This window comes from Flagellimonas sp. CMM7 (assembly GCF_021390195.1).
GTDB lineage: Bacteria > Bacteroidota > Bacteroidia > Flavobacteriales > Flavobacteriaceae > Flagellimonas.
In genome coordinates this window covers 2366922-2383819 of record NZ_CP090003.1, presented here as the reverse complement: position 1 = coordinate 2383819, position 16898 = coordinate 2366922, and the positions used below count along the sequence as shown (strand labels likewise).

The 16898-nt window shown below is 36.8% G+C and carries 16 protein-coding genes; 6 read left to right on the top strand and 10 right to left on the bottom strand.

The features are described from left to right. The first annotated feature begins 16 nt into the window (after positions 1-16). Positions 17-1210 (top strand): Pycsar system effector family protein, encoded by a 1194-nt coding sequence (locus LV704_RS10910; protein ID WP_163420185.1) that lies wholly within the window; start codon positions 17-19, stop codon positions 1208-1210. Here LV704_RS10910 and LV704_RS10905 read toward each other — a convergent pair whose 3' ends face one another. Next, positions 1211-3586, bottom strand: coding sequence for a GAF domain-containing protein (locus LV704_RS10905; RefSeq protein WP_163420187.1), 2376 nt, complete (start codon positions 3584-3586; stop codon positions 1211-1213). A 115-nt stretch (positions 3587-3701) separates the two neighbouring features. Here LV704_RS10905 and LV704_RS10900 point away from each other — a divergent pair, with 115 nt between their 5' ends. From LV704_RS10900 to LV704_RS10885, 4 genes are all read left to right on the top strand, one after another. Then, entirely contained in the window at positions 3702-4598 is an 897-nt protein-coding gene (locus LV704_RS10900) for a metallophosphoesterase (protein WP_163420189.1), read from the top strand. A gap of 11 nt (positions 4599-4609) precedes the next feature. Next, complete coding sequence (locus LV704_RS10895; RefSeq protein ID WP_163420190.1) at positions 4610-5764, top strand: AraC family transcriptional regulator; 1155 nt, start codon at positions 4610-4612, stop codon at positions 5762-5764. Between the two features lie 102 nt (positions 5765-5866). Next, entirely contained in the window at positions 5867-7012 is a 1146-nt protein-coding gene (locus LV704_RS10890; protein WP_163420192.1) for an acyltransferase family protein, read from the top strand. Positions 7013-7083: 71 nt separating this feature from the next. After that, positions 7084-7728, top strand: coding sequence for a hypothetical protein (locus tag LV704_RS10885; RefSeq protein WP_163420194.1), 645 nt, complete (start codon positions 7084-7086; stop codon positions 7726-7728). On the opposite strand, the gene LV704_RS10880 is transcribed toward LV704_RS10885, so the two are convergent. From LV704_RS10880 to LV704_RS10865, 4 genes are read right to left on the bottom strand one after another with little or no spacing between them, the layout of a single operon-like run. Beyond that, positions 7729-8226, bottom strand: a complete 498-nt coding sequence (locus LV704_RS10880) for a hypothetical protein (protein WP_163420196.1) — start codon at positions 8224-8226, stop codon at positions 7729-7731. It abuts the gene before it with no gap. 4 nt (positions 8227-8230) lie between these two features. Continuing rightward, positions 8231-10408 (bottom strand): acylase, encoded by a 2178-nt coding sequence (locus LV704_RS10875; RefSeq protein ID WP_163420198.1) that lies wholly within the window; start codon positions 10406-10408, stop codon positions 8231-8233. A 10-nt stretch (positions 10409-10418) separates the two neighbouring features. Further along, positions 10419-10628: an alkylphosphonate utilization protein gene (locus LV704_RS10870; RefSeq protein ID WP_163420200.1), complete on the bottom strand. Its 210-nt coding sequence runs from the start codon at positions 10626-10628 to the stop codon at positions 10419-10421. Positions 10629-10682: 54 nt separating this feature from the next. After that, positions 10683-11732 (bottom strand): YgcG family protein, encoded by a 1050-nt coding sequence (locus LV704_RS10865; protein ID WP_163420202.1) that lies wholly within the window; start codon positions 11730-11732, stop codon positions 10683-10685. A gap of 135 nt (positions 11733-11867) precedes the next feature. Between LV704_RS10865 and LV704_RS10860 the strand changes: the two genes are divergently transcribed. Further along, positions 11868-13604 carry an ABC transporter ATP-binding protein gene (locus LV704_RS10860; protein ID WP_163420203.1) on the top strand — a complete coding sequence of 579 codons (1737 nt, stop codon included), beginning with the start codon at positions 11868-11870 and terminating at the stop codon, positions 13602-13604. Here LV704_RS10860 and LV704_RS10855 read toward each other — a convergent pair. From LV704_RS10855 to LV704_RS10835, 5 genes are all read right to left on the bottom strand, one after another. Then, on the bottom strand, positions 13601-13933 hold the full coding sequence (locus LV704_RS10855; RefSeq protein ID WP_163420205.1) for a 2Fe-2S iron-sulfur cluster-binding protein: 333 nt from the start codon (positions 13931-13933) through the stop codon (positions 13601-13603). The genes LV704_RS10860 and LV704_RS10855 overlap by 4 nt on opposite strands. Positions 13934-13975: 42 nt before the next feature. Further along, a complete protein-coding gene (locus LV704_RS10850; protein WP_163420207.1) occupies positions 13976-14323 on the bottom strand; it encodes a four helix bundle protein in 348 nt (115 codons plus the stop codon). A gap of 42 nt (positions 14324-14365) precedes the next feature. Further along, the gene (locus LV704_RS10845; protein ID WP_163420208.1) at positions 14366-15424 is read right to left on the bottom strand and encodes an NAD(P)/FAD-dependent oxidoreductase; all 1059 of its coding nucleotides are present in this window, start codon (positions 15422-15424) and stop codon (positions 14366-14368) included. A 69-nt stretch (positions 15425-15493) separates the two neighbouring features. After that, positions 15494-15733, bottom strand: coding sequence for a NifU family protein (locus LV704_RS10840; protein ID WP_163420210.1), 240 nt, complete (start codon positions 15731-15733; stop codon positions 15494-15496). Positions 15734-15735: 2 nt separating this feature from the next. Continuing rightward, positions 15736-16875: an Mrp/NBP35 family ATP-binding protein gene (locus tag LV704_RS10835; RefSeq protein WP_163420212.1), complete on the bottom strand. Its 1140-nt coding sequence runs from the start codon at positions 16873-16875 to the stop codon at positions 15736-15738. Between the last annotated feature and the right edge of the window lie 23 nt (positions 16876-16898).

The window sequence follows — 16898 nt, the reverse complement described above, 5'->3', positions numbered from 1 at the left end:
ATTCAAAGTACTATATATGTCGGAAATTGTTGAAAAAGCTGAACGTTTTGTATCAGAAATTCTGGAAAATAAACTTGATCCAAATTTTTTATACCACAATTTGCGCCATACCCAGCGTGTAGTTAAAAGTACTAAAGAATTACTCAATTTCTATAATCTTGGTGAAAGTGAAAGTGAAAAGCTTCTATTGGCTGCTTGGTTTCACGACACGGGCTATACAGAAAGCATAAAAAACCATGAAGAAGCCAGTTGCAAAATTGCTACTGAGTTTCTTAAGGAAAATAATTATAACGCTGCTGATATTGAAAAGATTTGCAACTGTATCATGGCAACAAAAAGATACCATGAGCCAAGCAATCTGCATCAGGAAATTATCAGGGACGCCGATGCATCGCATTTTGCTCAAAAGAGTTATTGGGAAACAACAGATTATTTAAAAGAAGAGCTACAAGAGCTTGGAATAGCTAAATATACTGGTAAGCAATGGCGAGATGAAAATATAAAGATGTTCCGAACCGAGCATCAGTATTATACTGATTACGCTAAAGAAAACTGGGATGAAGCAAAGGAACGTAACCTAAAACTATTAGTCAAGGAAAAGAAGACTGAAAAGGAAATTGCCAAAAAGGAAGCGTTGAAAGCGAAATACAAAAGTGAAAGTCCAGATCGGGGTATACAGACACTTTTTAGGGTAACCCTAAAAAATCACTTGACATTAAGTGATATTGCGGACACCAAGGCCAATATTCTATTATCTGTAAATGCAATCATAATTTCGGTAGCATTATCTAACCTAATCCCAAAATTAGATAACCCGTCCAACGCCTACCTTATTTATCCTACCTTGATTTTTATTACGTTTAGTGTTATCTCAATGGTGCTTGCGGTGTTGGCCACAAGACCTAATGTCACAAGCGGACAATTCACAAAAGATGATGTAAAAAATAAAAAAGTAAATCTCCTATTCTTTGGCAATTTTCATAAAATGAGTCTAGAGGATTATGAATGGGCCATTCAGGAGTTGGTAAAGGACAACCAGTATATTTACTCATCACTGACCAAAGACCTATATTTTTTAGGTCTTGTACTTAACAGGAAATACAAAATTCTGCGACTTACTTACACTATTTTTATTACAGGCATAGTAATATCCGTAGTGGCATTCGGAATTGCTTTTCGATTTTTTGGGCCAGATAGAATGAGTTTTTAACTAAGATTTTAACTCTTCCATTAAATCCTCATAGGTATATGTGCGTTCAGATTTTGTGTCCTTGGTATACAAAATCTCAGCTCTGATTGCTTTAAGTCCAGTAACTCCCTGAAGGCCCTCAAGTTCTACAATTTCTATATTATTGGTAAAGTAGCCTTTTGCCTTTAGGAATCTTATATAGCGCATATATTCCTTTTCATCTTTTCTTTGGGAGTATACAATAGCTAACTTCCCTTTTTGGGTCAACCTTTCGTTGGTTCCTTTAATGTAAGACTTGTCGATACGTTTTTTAATGATTTCATATCTAGCATTGTAGGTTCCATCAACATCAAATCGTTTTTCATCCATCCTAAAACGAATAGCTAAAGAAGTACTGTATACCAAAATCAAAGAAGCCACGTCTAATTTAACAGGCAGTTTTGATTTTAACGCGTAATATTTATTCTCCATGTCGCACATGACCTGAAGCTGCCACAACCTTAGATTGCTTAAATAAAGTTGGTCAAAATTCCTGTCATTGGCTATAGAACTGCCAATGTATATATTGTGCTCTACCCCATCCGTTTTATAACGTTCAAAATAATGCGGAAACATTTTTTGAGCGTCCAGTTGTTTTCTATCCAATAAAGATGCCAACTGCAAATTGGCCTCCATTACACTATCATCATAATTACGACGATGATCATAATACGACTCCGTAGTGGGGTCTATCTGAGCTTCATAATTTTCAATAAAACTCCTTAGTTCCTTATCTTCTTGTTTTAAATGTCTGAAAACAGGTACTATTTCTTCTTTTACAAAATCAAAGATTGCTTGTTCTGTATGTGTGTAAAGTGCTTCCTTAACTTCTTCAAGATAAGTGTCAACCCTAAACATCAACTCCTCGTATATGGGGAGTTCATATTTTTTTACTGCTTTCTGAAGTACTCCATTAATTTCAGAAAGTTGTATCATCAAGTCTCTCTGAATTGAAAGGTTTCGCTCTTTTGAAGAATCTTTAATATCTATCTGACCGTAAAGTGGATAGACATCTTTAAAAACAATTTCTTTAAATATTGGTTGATTTCCCACAAGTTCATCAGCCATGAATCGTTTTGCTTCTTCCTGAAACTTCCAGTAAACAGAAGAATGTACTGTTGTACACTCATGCTGAATTATGGCATCTACCAAGTTTTCTTCTTCTTCAATTGACCTAATAACCGCAGAAACAATAAACGGCATTACATCATCCAATTTATTGGCATTAACGCTGTTCAGTTCATTTACCGTATAGGAAACCAGTTCCAAAACACCCAAAAGATTGCCATTATCAGCGATAGGCGCAAGTATGGCACTTTTAATGCCTTGTTCATGTAAATTCTTATATGGCTGTTGGGTGCCTCCAGATTTTTCAAAGTATTTTTCAACGTTGGAAATGGCAAAATAAGTGTTCTCATCAAACAACTTGCCATGGGAGTGTCCACAAAGCATATCGTCGCAAGATTCCATTTCCTTTCCTTTGAGCATGTAGCTCTCTATTCCTTTTCCGTATATCTTTAAAAAGCGATTTGCTTGGTTATCATAACCCGCAAAACCTACTTTAATTTTTTTAAGATTAAAAAGAGACCTAAAGGTATCTTGAAAACTCTCCATAAAGTTTTCGGTCCCTCTTTTATTACTGCCTATAAGCGTGGATTTAATTTCAGAAATAGAATGTTCGGCAGTAACATCGAACATATTGGAGATTACAAAACCTTTGGAAATAAAACTGTTTGGCGGAATCTTTTCTTTCCAAAGCTCCACATTGTCGAAATTCTCCAAAAGTTCGTCAACATCCTCTTGACTAAGCTCTTTTGATTTTTCAGTTGGTATTATTTCCATAAAATCTGCATTATACAGTATTCTATAGTGTCGCATAACACCATTGGCATCAGGAATATCATAAAACAACGGACGCTTAAAGTCCATTTTAAAACCATAATAAAAGTTTAACACCACGGTACATTTCATAATGTAATTTATATCCATGGGAAGGTTACGGATTTCCAATTCAAATCCTTCACCTGCATTTTTTAAAATATTCTGAAAACGCTCTGATGAATTAAAAACTATATTTTCAAAAGGTGTAGAAGCCGTTTTAATTTCATTTTTCGTCAGAACTGGAGAAAAGGTATCCGCAAGAATTGTACTAATAAGATCCTTGTGCTTCTCTAATAATGTAACATCATCAAATCCTTCTCTTAACTCTGGAAAAGGAGCTTGGGATTCTAACACATATTTTGCCCTGTTGGCAAGATACTTATCCTTGCTTTTTAATTGCTCGTCATAATGTTCCAATAGCTTATTGAAACTTACAAACTGCAACATAGGGCTTTCAGCATTGTAATTCTCCGTCATACACGAGTTAGTCGAGGTTTAGCCTGTAAAGTTACAAAAAGAAAAAATGCGCAGTTGTTAATGGAATCTTTATGGATTTGTCTGCATTTTTTGGATATTTAGTAAAATTTCTTGAATGTCCTCCTATACCAGGTTAGACCGTGCTTATCAAAACGCCAAAATCATTTCTTTTGATGATAGAGATAAGTTTATACTTTTTAGTGACTGCCATAGAGGAGATAATAGTTTTGCTGATGATTTTGCCAACAATCGAAACATCTATTTTCATGCACTAAACCATTACTATCGAGAGGGTTTCAGTTATTGCGAACTTGGTGATGGAGACGAGTTATGGGAAAATATCAGTTTTGAATCCATATTTGAAGCGCATAAAAATGTTTTTCAATTATTACGAAAATTTCATCTTGAAAATAGACTGTATATGGTATGGGGCAACCATGATATGGTTTATAGAGATAAATCATACGTGGACAAACACTTGTCGAGCTATTTTGAGCCCATAGATGACTCAGACAAGGAACTTTTTGAAGGCATAACTTACCATGAAGCGTTGATTCTTAAGCACAAGGAAACACAGCAGGAACTATTTTGTACCCATGGCCACCAAGCGGATTGGTGGAACTATGTTTGCTGGCGTATAGGTCGTTTTTTGGTTCGAGTTCTTTGGAAGCCTTTACAAGTAGTTGGCATTGCAGATCCTACAAGTCCAGCAAAAAACTACAAAGAACTAATCAGAATTGAAAGACGCATTAAACGTTGGATTTTAAAAAATAACTTAAAGATTACAATTGCAGGACATACGCATCGCCCACGTTTTCCTGAACCAGGGCAAATTCCTTTTTTTAATGATGGTAGCTGTGTACATCCTCGAAGTATTACCGGACTGGAAATTGAAGGCGGTAATATTTCTTTGATCAAATGGCAGATTGCCACAAAACCAGATGGTACGCTTCAAATAGTAAGAATATTATTGGAAGGTCCCGAAAAATTGGTGGAATACATAGATAAATAACTATGGAAAGTATGCAATATATACTTGATCAAATTCCTATCAGACATAACCTTGCATCTCATTTAATGTTTCTTGGTGTTGTCCAAGGCATTTTTTTAAGTTTTGTTATTCTTTTTCGCTCAAAAAGGGAATCTGCTACAATTCTTTTTGGGTGGGCCTTATTAATACAGTGTTTAGTCTTTGCGGACACGTATTTATGCTACACGGGATTAATAAAATATATCCTGCATTTTAATGATTCCACAGAAGTCTTTGTCCTTTTGATTGCCCCGACCATCTATTTCTTCATTTATGCCCTGCTTGAAAGAAAACAGGTTACTTTTAAAAAACATTGGCCTCATTTCTTGCTTCCGCTATTGTATGGGCTATCACAAATCAATTATTATTTGGCCCCTATCGAGGTAAAGCTAAATGCCTATCTAGGAGCTTATTATGATAATTTAGGGTATGTATCCGTTCCCGACCCCTTCAGCTATTCTTTTCAGGAGATAAAGGATAAATTTAGGTGGATGGTTCTATTCAGTCTTCTTTTTTATATCATTCTTGCCGCCAGACTGGTTTTCAAAGCTAATAGCAAGAAGACCTTTTCACCAAAAAACATAAAAGTCGATAAATACGCTTTTTCACGAAACACTGTTGTCATTTTTAGCTGTCTTTTAGTATTTATATTTCTGATTTTCCTCAACTATGATGATGATGGGGGAGATCATTATATTGGAATTCTGCAAACTATAATAACCTTTTCAACTTCGTTTTTCATTATTTCAGAATCCAGGTTTTTTGAAAAATCTTGGATTGCCGATAAGTACGAAACACTTACTTCTAGCTCAATTCTATTTGATGATATTGAAAAATGTATTTCCGAAGATGACCGCTTTCTAAACCAAAACATATCTTTAAAGAATTTAGCGGAAAGGCTTAATTCCAACACGAATCTTGTTTCCAAACTAATCAATTCTGAAACAGGAATGAACTTTAACGACTATCTAAACCAAAAAAGAATCGTCATTGCAAAAGACCGGTTAATTAGTCATAAATATTCCAATTTAACTATTGAAGCTATTGGTCTGTCGGTAGGCTTCAAATCTAAATCGGCCTTTTACACCGCTTTCAAAAAGCATACGAGTACTTCACCATCCATGTTTATGAAACAAAAAACGGGTTAAATCGCGTTTTCTTCTCCAGAATTGTAATTCAAGACGTTTCAAGATCCAAAAAACATGAGAATTTATCCTCAACGTTTCATCTTTGACTAAAATAACTTTAAGATGGAAACAAAGGTTAGACGTTACGATTTAGATTGGTTGCGAGTAATCGTTTTTGGATTGCTCATTTTCTATCACGTAGGAATGTTTTTTGTGCCATGGGGCTGGCATGTTAAAAACAATGTTATTTATGATTGGTTACGGTGGCCAATGATGTTCTTAAACCAATGGCGACTTCCCGTCTTATTTGTTATTTCAGGGATGGGAACATACTACGCGTTGGGCAAAAGAAACATATGGAAATTTAATTTAGAACGTTATCTGCGTTTGGGAATTCCTTTAGCAATAGGCATGTTACTCATTGTTCCACCTCAAGTATATTTTGAACGTATGGCAAATGGACAATTTATAGGCTCTTATTTAGAATATTTTACAACCGTTGCTTTTGATGGAATCTATCCTGAAGGGAACATTAGCTGGCACCACCTTTGGTTTTTGCCGTACCTTTTTCTGTTTTCATTGGTGCTTTCTCCTATTTTGGTTTACTTACGTCAAAACAACACAAAATTCATCCAATGGCTGAAAAATCTGATTAAAAGGCCTTCTCGACTTTACGTTTTTGTAATTCCTTTATATCTGTTAGAAACCTTTGTTGAGCCTTTTTTTGATGTTACACACGCGCTAATTGATGACTGGTTCAACATAAGCTTTAGCATAGTTCTATTTTTCTATGGGTTTTTATTGATTGCCACAGGTGAGGTTTTCTGGGACAGTTTAAAAAGTATTAAGACAAAAGCGCTTATTATTGGAATCTTAGCTTTCTTTAGTCAAGTTTTTATTTGGCTTTTTTTAGAAGATGGCTATGTTGTGCATGCTGTTGAAGCCTTGCTGAAAGTAGTAAATATTTGGTCGTGGATTCTTGTGCTTTTTGCCTACTCCGCAAAATACCTAAATAGGTCCAGTAAAAAACTTGCTTATGCTAATAGAGCTGTATATCCCTTCTATATTTTACACCAGACCATTACCGTTGCAATTGGTTATTATTTAATTAAATTGGATTGGGGATTAGTAGCAAAAGCTTCCATTTTAGTGATTGGAACATTTGGTCTCAGTTGGTTGATTTATGATTTAATCATCTTACGGATACCCTTGTTGCACCCCTTATTTGGCTTAAAACAAAAAAAGGGTGAATTAAATGCAGGGCGATGATTTAACTTCCTTTTACCATCAAGATGGCAAGGTATTTGTTAACTTTAAAGCAATGTATCGACCAAGTTGCTATGAAAAAACTTGTTTTTTTACTTGCTAGTTTTGTTTTGGGCATTACCGCTCTACAAGCTCAAGGAGGAGATATCCCCACTACTCGCCCACTAAAAGTTGGGGAACGAAATAATCTGGACATAAAGCCTGCCAATCAAGGTACTTCTTTGCGCATACCTTCAGTGATTGATGAGAATTTGACCTCCAAAAACAATAAGCCCGGTGTAAAAATGCTGCCGGATAGAGAATTGTTACAGGCTGGTCATGATTTGGTCATTGACCCAAAGGTTGGAGAAAAAGAGAAAAAGGGCTCTAAAGAACACTTTGGCGATCAATATCTGGGCGATTTAAAAACTACAGCGAAGTTTATTGGAGTTGTCTGTAGAGATCATGAATACGTGGACGGTGATCGTGTTAAGATATATCTCAATGGGGAGGTTGTAGAACATAATATTTTGCTATCAGGTTCTTTTAAAGGAGTTAATATTGATTTAATAAAAGGTTTTAACCGTCTTGATTTTGAAGCGCTGAACCAAGGCTCATCTGGTCCTAATACCGCTCAAGTTGTTATAGCTGATGAAAAGGGTCAGGTTATCCATAACAATCGTTGGAATCTTTCTACAGGCTCAAAAGCAAGCCTTATCGTAATTAAGGAAGAGGAATAACTATTTTCTCAGGAAAAGCTCATTAGAGAACAAATTAATCCATCGTTTTTCAGTTTTGAATTGCCCTTCATTTTTAATATAAAAATATATTTTGGCTAAACCATTATCTTTATTAATGTCCAAAGCAAACTGTTTCTTGCCTTCCGAAGAAAGTTCCGATACTATTTTATAATTAAAAGTATAGACCAGTCCCTTATCCAAAACCTGAATTAACTCTACTTTAATATCACTACCTAACTCATTGTTTATTTGAAAAGGTGCTGCACTATAAATTCCATTTTGTGCTGTCATCCCAACATGAACCATTGGTGTTACGTATCCCTTCTTTTTAAATTCATGTAATTTGTTTTCAGGGGCTAAAGCAATAAAATCCGAAATAATTACATCGCTATGATTCCTAAGTGTAGGATCCAGCTTATCTAAATCAATCTGTTTGTATTCGTCTCCACAAGACGTAAAGACCGAAAAAACTACAAATAGCACAATCAATCTTACCATTTTACTACTCTTGAGTTTCCCCTGGCTTATAGGTTTTTACAGCTCTTTTTAGCACATCTTCTCTGTAAAATGCAGCATCTTTCCAATTCACATTAGAATACATTTGGATTTGGTCATCAAAATGTGGGGAATCAGGATTACCACTTTGACCGCCAGCTAAAATTGTTTTTGCCTTTACTTTTTCCCCAAACTCCACAGCAGCGACAAAACTGTTGCCTCGAGTGCCATAGATTTTCTTGGTTCCATTATTATATCGCGCTCCATAGGCGGCCAAAGCGCCCCAGCGACCACTCGCAAAACCTATTGGACTACTTGGCTTGGTGTCATCAAATGGTTGACGAATATCCCCATTAAGTCTTTGGTAACGGTGAACCTCACCCCAAGGCATTTTCCAAGTTCCAAAATCTGTTTCCAATTGGTCAACTACTTCTTCAAAAAGTGTCAATTTTTCTTTTTGAGGTGATTCACTGCCCCAATATGTAATTAATTGTATTGGGGTCATCCCTTCAGGTCTATCCGCTTTTTTATAGCTTAAGGTCCCATAATAATGTGCTAAGGTCATTGCCACAGATTCTTTTGACGTCTTAAAATTCCAATCCGCCAAAGTATCTATAGCCCCTTGTAATTTTGGATTTCTATCATGATGAGCATAGTAGGCCTTTATCAATCCAGGAATCAATGCTTCAAAAGCAGGTAAATATGGATCATGGGCAAGTTCAATAAGACTATCTAAAGTATAACCATTTTTGTCTTTTAATAAACCAATGGCATGCACACCACGAAAGTTCTCCCGGTCTATGGACATGTAATTTGGGTAGTCTTCTTTCTTTGGACTAAATTCTAGCGCCGATGTATACGGTGTGGAATTACAATTCTGAATCCAACCATTATCAGGATTCAATACCAGAATGTTCTCGTCCACTGAATGCAAACCTTGCCAATCAGTTTTAGGATTGCTTCCATCAACCGGTTCTCTGTAATTGAAAATAGTATCTCTTTTTGGAATAAAGTTTCCATGGAAATAGGCAATATTACCTTCGGCATCGGCATAGACCGTATTGTTGGAAGAGTTAGTACGGATATCCATCATTTCTCTAAATCCATCATAGCCCTCTTTTTTGGTTCGGGTATAAGATTGTTCCAATGCTTTTACCGGTTCCCACATCATCGCAGAAGCTGTCCATTGCTTATCTACCGCATGAGTTATTGGTCCGTGATGGGTATGGTACATGGGAAAGGTCTTTTCTTTGACACCATCACCATCTTTATACTTCAAGGTCACTTCTGATGTTTCCACAGGTCTTAACTCTTCTTCATATTGATAAAACAAATTATCATCATTTTTCACTATGGTTTCCTTGAACTCGTCCATCACATCTGTATATGTTGAAGTATGCATCCATCCCGTTTTCTCATTAAAACCTTGGTACACAAAAAACTGCCCCCAAGTCACCGCACCATAAGCATTCAAACCTTCTTCGGAAACAACATGTACTTCTCCTCTAAAGTAAAATGAGGTGTGCGGATTTATCAATAACATAGCATTGCCAGAGGCTGTCAATTTTCCTGAAATAGCTATTCCATTGGATCCTTGAGGTTCAGCCATTTCCTCCTCCCTTTTCATTTTCAATTCTTCCATTTCTGGAATCTCCAGTCCACTTTCATAGAAAGCTTTTATTTTTCTGACAGAAATTCGTTCTATATCTCCACCTATGGAACCTTCACTAAAATACATGGGCATCCATGGCTCAAACTTGGTCAACAATCTTGGCTTTACTTCTGGGTGGGTATACAAGTAATAATTAATGCCATCTGCAAAAGCATCGCAAAGTTCTTTTAGCCATTCGGGGCTTTTGTCATAATTGGCCTTTGCTTCTTCCTCACTCATAAAAAGTCTGGCTCTTAAATCACTGTATAAAGCATCTTCTCCTTCAACCTCTGCCAATCTTCCTATGGCCCAAATATAGTTTTGCTCTACTCGGTTAAAATCATCTTCGCATTGGGCATATAGCAGTCCAAATACAGCATCTGCATCAGTTTTTCCATAAATATGTGGTACCCCAAAATCATCCCTAATAATTGTAATATTTTCAGCTTGGGCCTCCCATTTTTCGACTTCTGTTTGTGGTTTTTCTCCACAAGAAACCATCATTAAAAAAACTAATAACGCTACTGTTCTCATTCTAAAAATTTTAAGCTTTTTTCAAAAATTGGGTCTTTAATACTATTTGGGCCTTTCCAACTCTGCACTCTACTTCTTGTGGATTACCGGTTAGTCTAATATTCTTTATCACATTTCCCCTTTTTAGGGTTTTGGACATTCCCTTAATCTTTAAGTCTTTGACTACATGAACGTTATCTCCATCTTCAAGAACATTTCCATTACTATCTTTCGTATCCATATTGTTTGTTTACACCGTGAAAATAAATGAAATCCCCTTGAATTACTAATACAATCACCAACTTCCACTTGCACCACCACCGCCTGAACTACCACCTCCTCCAGAGAAGCCCCCAGAGCTGCTTCCACCTGAGCTTGAACCAAAAGAATGGCTACCAGATGAAGAGAAGGTTTTACGCATGTAAGTCTTATCGTTTTTGTAGAGCGAAAGTTTAAAATCTTCTTTCCCTTTAAGCAAGATTTTCAAAACGGCAATTAAAATGGTTATCCCTAAGAAAGTGGCAAGAATGTAATAAAGCCAATGAGTATGTTCAAACACCTGATCCATATTATCTATATCCTTAACAACACCAAAAACCATTGAAGCAAAGAACAAGGGCATCAAAATGAAAACAGAAGAAAAAAGGATTTGAATCAAACTAAAAACCATCATGAACAAACCCTGGAGCAAACCTAGTTTGCCTATCAACATTCCTCTAAAAATTTCTATTAAACCAGAATATGCCTTGAAAAATATGAACCCGCCAGCTGCAATGAATATGGAAAGAAAGAGGCCCATAACAAGCTTAACAACCCAATCCATTTGGTTTTCACTAGCGTCCATTTCTTTTTTGAATTCCTCAAGCGCTTCAGGATTGTTAAGAAATTCGATGAGTTGATCTGCAGCTAGATTTATACCCTCATAATAGTTGGACTTCTTAAACTGGGGAATCATGGTATTTCTAATAACATTGGAAGCAACTGCATCTGTTATATAAGGCTCCAGGCCATAACCGACCTCAATGCGAACCTTTCTATCATTGTGGGCAAAAAGGATAAGAATACCGTTGTCCTTTTCTTTTTGACCTAATTTGTTTTTATTGAAAGTCTTGTTAGCATATTCTTCAATAGTTTCATTACCTAAATCTTTAATGGTAAGCACCACCAACTGATTTGTAGTTTCTTCTTCAAAATTGGTGAGCTTGGTTTTTAGGTCTTCCAATTCTTGTGCAGAAAATATTTTTGCACTGTCGGTAACTATTTCCCTTAAATCAGGATATTGTTGTTGTGCAAAACCACAGAAAGAAATCAGAAACCAAAAACAAAACAGCACTTTCTTATTCATACATTTTGACCATCAAGAACATCTAAATATACTAATATGTTACGCAGTTTCTCTCATATGAATTGACTCCCTGCCTTTATGATTTTATCTACACAGAATTTCAAGTAACTTGCACTCTCTTTCGAAGAATACCAAATGGCAGAAAAAAAAGTAAGCATTTTAAAGGCATTTAAAACCATTATCTGGCCCAAAAGAAAATTGGTTTTCATTGGATTGCTGCTTATTGCAATTAGTAAAGCGGCAAGTTTTGTAACCCCTATTGCTTCTAAGCACTTGATTGATGATGTCATCGTTAATAAAGATATTGACATGCTCAAATATCTAGTCGCTGGCGTAATTTCAGCAATTTTTGTGCAAGCAATCACTTCTTTTTTACTAACGAGGATCTTAAGTGTACAGGCGCAATACTTAATTTCTGAACTAAGGGCGCAAGTGCAGAAAAAAGTGCTTTCCCTTCCCATACGTTTTTTTGACAACACAAAATCTGGCGCTTTGGTCTCGCGAATCATGTCTGACGTTGAAGGAGTTCGGAATTTAATTGGAACCGGTTTGGTTCAGTTAGTTGGTGGAGTTATCACTGCTGTTGTCTCATTAATTCTACTAATGGATATTAGTGTTTTTATGACCCTTTTTACTTTTATCCCTCTCATTATTTTTTCGCTGATTGCCCTAAAAGCTTTTAAGATCATACGTCCAATTTTTAGAGATCGTGGAAAAATAAACGCGGAAGTAAAAGGAAGGTTGACAGAAACTCTGGGAGGTATCAGGGTAATCAAAGGGTTTAATGCAGAACAACAGGAGCAAGAGGTTTTTGAAACTGGGGTTGACCGTTTGTATCAAAACGTAAAAAAAAGTTTGACCACTACAGCTTTTATGACCAGTTCTTCTACCTTTTTATTAGGTATTGCAACTACAAGCGTTATGGGCTTTGGGGGTTACAAAATCATTGAAGGTAATCTTACCGTTGGCGAGTTTGTTGAATTCACTGTACTTCTAGGTTTAATGATTGCACCAATAGTACAAATGAGCAATATTGGTAGTCAACTGACTGAAGCTTTGGCAGGGCTTGACAGAACAGAAGAATTGATGAACATGGATGAAGAGTCAATGGAGGGGGAACGGATGATACAACTTGATTCTGTCATTGGCAGTATGCATTTTTCCAACGTTTCTTTTTCGTACGAGGAAGACAAAGAGGTCTTGCATGATATTAGTTTTAGCGTTAAACCAGGAGAAGTTATTGCGTTAGTGGGCAGCTCTGGCTCTGGAAAATCAACAATAGCTGGGTTGGCAGCCAGTTTTCTTAATCCAGATTCTGGAACCATTACTATTGATGGACAAGATTTGGCCAAGGTTAACCTAAACAGTTTCAGGCAACACTTGGGAGTGGTATTGCAGGATGACTTTTTATTTGAAGGCACTATAAAAGAAAATATTCTTTTTCCAAGGCCTGATGCTTCTGAAGAACAGCTACAACAGGCGGTAAAAGCAGCCTATGTTGATGAGTTTACAGACCGATTTGATGATGGGCTGGATACTTTGATTGGCGAACGCGGTGTAAAACTATCAGGTGGGCAACGACAACGCATTGCCATTGCTCGTGCTGTTTTGGCGGATCCAAAGATTCTTATTTTGGATGAAGCCACCTCTAGTTTAGATACAGAATCCGAAGCATTGATTCAGAAAAGTTTGGCCGAATTGACCAAAGGAAGAACCACTTTTGTAATTGCCCACCGTTTAAGCACCATTAGAAAAGCGAATCAAATTTTGGTGATTGAAAATGGTAATATTGCAGAGCAGGGCACCCATGATGAATTAATAGCTTCCGAAGGAAGGTATTATAACCTATTTACTTATCAGGCGAGGATTTAAGCTTCTTCCGGAGCCAACTCCACCTCTAGCCCATCCAAATTATCCTGCATGTGGATTTGGCATCCTAAGCGGCTGTTATCTTCTACAAAGAAGGCTTCAGCCAACATGGCTTCCTCATCATCAGATTTTTCTGGGAGTGAATGATCAGATTTTATATAACATTGGCAAGAAGCGCACATGGCCATTCCACCACAGATTCCAATGGTTCCTTCTGGAGCAAGTTCATAGGAACGAACAACCTCCATCAAATTCATATTCATATCCGTTGGCGCATCAACTTCATGCAATACTCCATCACGATCTATAATCTTAAGCTTTATGTCGGACATTCTCCTATAGTTTACTAGTTGGTTAGTGATAAAGCGAATTAGTTATTTCATTGATTTGATAAATGCGTAAAGCATTTTTGAAACCTCGTTTGTTTCATTAATCAATTCTTCGGCTTTTGGTTGATCTAAATGGTTTAATCTTTCAGACTGATATAACATCGATCTTACTTCACTGTTTGAAGCCAATGAGAAATATAAAAATCTTTTAAAATTGGCGTTGGAACTTCGTTCAAAACCTTCTGCAATATTATTTGAAATAGGTACCGAAGCCCTTCTTATTTGATCCCTAAAACCAAAATCCGTAATATTTGAAAACATTCTATATACTTCAACGGATAAATCTTGAGATTTTTGCCAAACTTTTAAATCTTCAAAACGCTGTATTGTCATACACTCAACACTTTTTTACTATTTCACCCTCAAACTATTTCACTAGTCAATAGCTTTTACAACAGCCTTGGGAGCCTCTTTTTTACTTCCATCAAAACCAGTTACACCACCAACAGTGGTATACTTCATAACATATTTTTTATCTGGAAATATGCGTTGATATGCACTCTGACACATTAAGGTAGCCTCATGAAAACCGCACAAAATCAATTTCAACTTTCCAGGATAGGTATTCACATCGCCAATAGCGTAGATTCCAGGAATATTGGTCTGATAGTCCAACGTATTATCAACTTTTATGGCGTTTTTTTCAATTTCCAAGCCCCAGTCCGCTATGGGCCCCAATTTAGGTGAAAGCCCAAAAAGTGGAATAAAATTATCCACTTCTAAATCAATTTCTTGTGAAGTATCTGTTCTTTTGATGGAAACTCTCTCTAGTTTTTCCTCCCCATGCAACCCTACTACTTCAGAAGGTGTAATCAAATTGATTTTTCCTTGATTCTTTAATTGCTGCACTTTCTCAACAGAGTCTAAAGCTCCACGAAACTCATTTCGCCTATGAACCAACGTAACTTCTGAAGCAATATCCGCAAGAAAGATAGACCAGTCCAATGCAGAATCTCCTCCTCCAGCAATTAGTACTTTTTTATCTCGATAGATTTCTGGCTCTTTGATGATATAGGCAACTCCTTTGTCTTCAAATTTGGATAGATTGTCCAGCAGTGGTTTTCTTGGCTCAAAGCTTCCTAAACCTCCTGCAATGGCAATAATGGGTGCATGATGTTGCGTTGCTTTATTTGTGGTAACTATAAAAGAACCGTCTTCTAATTTTTCAATCTTCTCAGCGCGTTCTCCCAAAGTAAACCCTGGTTGAAATGGCTTTATCTGTTCCATTAAATTATCCACTAGTTCTCCAGCCAAAACTTCTGGAAACCCGGGGATATCGTAAATTGGCTTTTTAGGGTATATTTCTGAGCATTGTCCTCCTGGTTGTGGCAAAGCATCTATTAAATGGCATTTTAACTGTAATAGACCTGCCTCAAAAACAGCAAAAAGACCCGTAGGGCCTGCACCAATTATCAGTATATCAGTTTTAATCATTCAGAATCATGTTTAGATATCTGCGCAACTTAAGGTTTGTTACAGGAAGGTTTTATGATTTTTGTCAGGCTAGCTTACGTTAATAACTTCTTCAATCTGCGGAACATACTTCTTAATGGTCATTTCAACACCACTTTTTAGGGTCATTTGGTTAACGCTGCAACCTATGCAATTACCCTCGAGCTTAACTTTGACCGAACTTCCATTATCTATAGAAATCAATGAAATATCTCCTCCATCACTTTGTAAAAAAGGACGAATTTCATCCAAGGCTTTTTGAACATTTGTTTTTATCTCTTCTGACGTCATAATCATTTCTTTTTAACGGCGGCACACCCTGCCATTGTGGTAATCTTTATTGCTTCCGTTGGTGGTAAATCTGTATTTCTTCTAACCAATTCTTGAACAACATTTTTAGTCAATTGTTCAAATGCTTCTTCAATTGGAGTGGCTGTTTGTAATGCTGCCGGTCTCCCAACATCGCCTGCTTCACGAATACTCTGTACCAAAGGAATCTCTCCTAAAAATGGTGTATCCAAATCCTCTGCCAAGTTTTTGGCACCATCTTTTCCAAAGATATGGTATTTGTTGTTAGGCAGTTCATCTGGTGTAAAGTAGGCCATGTTTTCCACAATACCCAGCACAGGAACGCTTATGGCCTCTTGCTGGAACATGGCAACTCCTTTTCTGGCATCTGCCAAAGCAATTTCTTGCGGAGTGCTTACCACTACAGCTCCTGTAACCGGTAGCGACTGCATAATGCTTAGGTGAATATCACCTGTTCCCGGGGGTAAGTCCAATAGAAGAAAATCAAGCTCATCCCAATGTGCATCAAAAATCATTTGATTTAAAGCTTTTGAAGCCATTGGTCCACGCCAAATTACAGCTTGATTAGGTTGTGTGAAGAAACCAATGGAAAGCAATTTAACCCCATAATTTTCAACTGGTTTCATCTTTGCCTTTCCATCCACGTTAATGGACAAAGGTTTTTCTAAGGCAACATCAAACATGATAGGCATGGATGGCCCATAAATATCGGTATCCAACAACCCTACCTTAAAACCCATTTTGGCCAATGTAACTGCCAAATTAGCCGTGACTGTAGATTTTCCCACACCTCCTTTACCAGAAGCTACGGCAATTATATTTTGAATACCGGGAATTGGATTCCCTTTAATTTGGTTCACTTTAGGTTTTGAAGGAGCATCAACCTTAACATTGATCTTGATTTTCGCTTTTTCATAAACCTCTTTATGGATGATTTTTAAAATCTCCACTTCGGTTTTCTTTCTAGCCTGAAGACTAGGATTCTTTATGGTAACATCTACTTCAACTTCATCTCCAAATACTTGCACATTGGTCACTGCCCCACTTTCCACAATATTTTGACCTTCGCCAGGGGCGGATATGTTTTCTAATGCCTTAAGAATGTCTGCCTTGTTCAGCTTCATTAATCCTGTTTTAATTGCAGTCG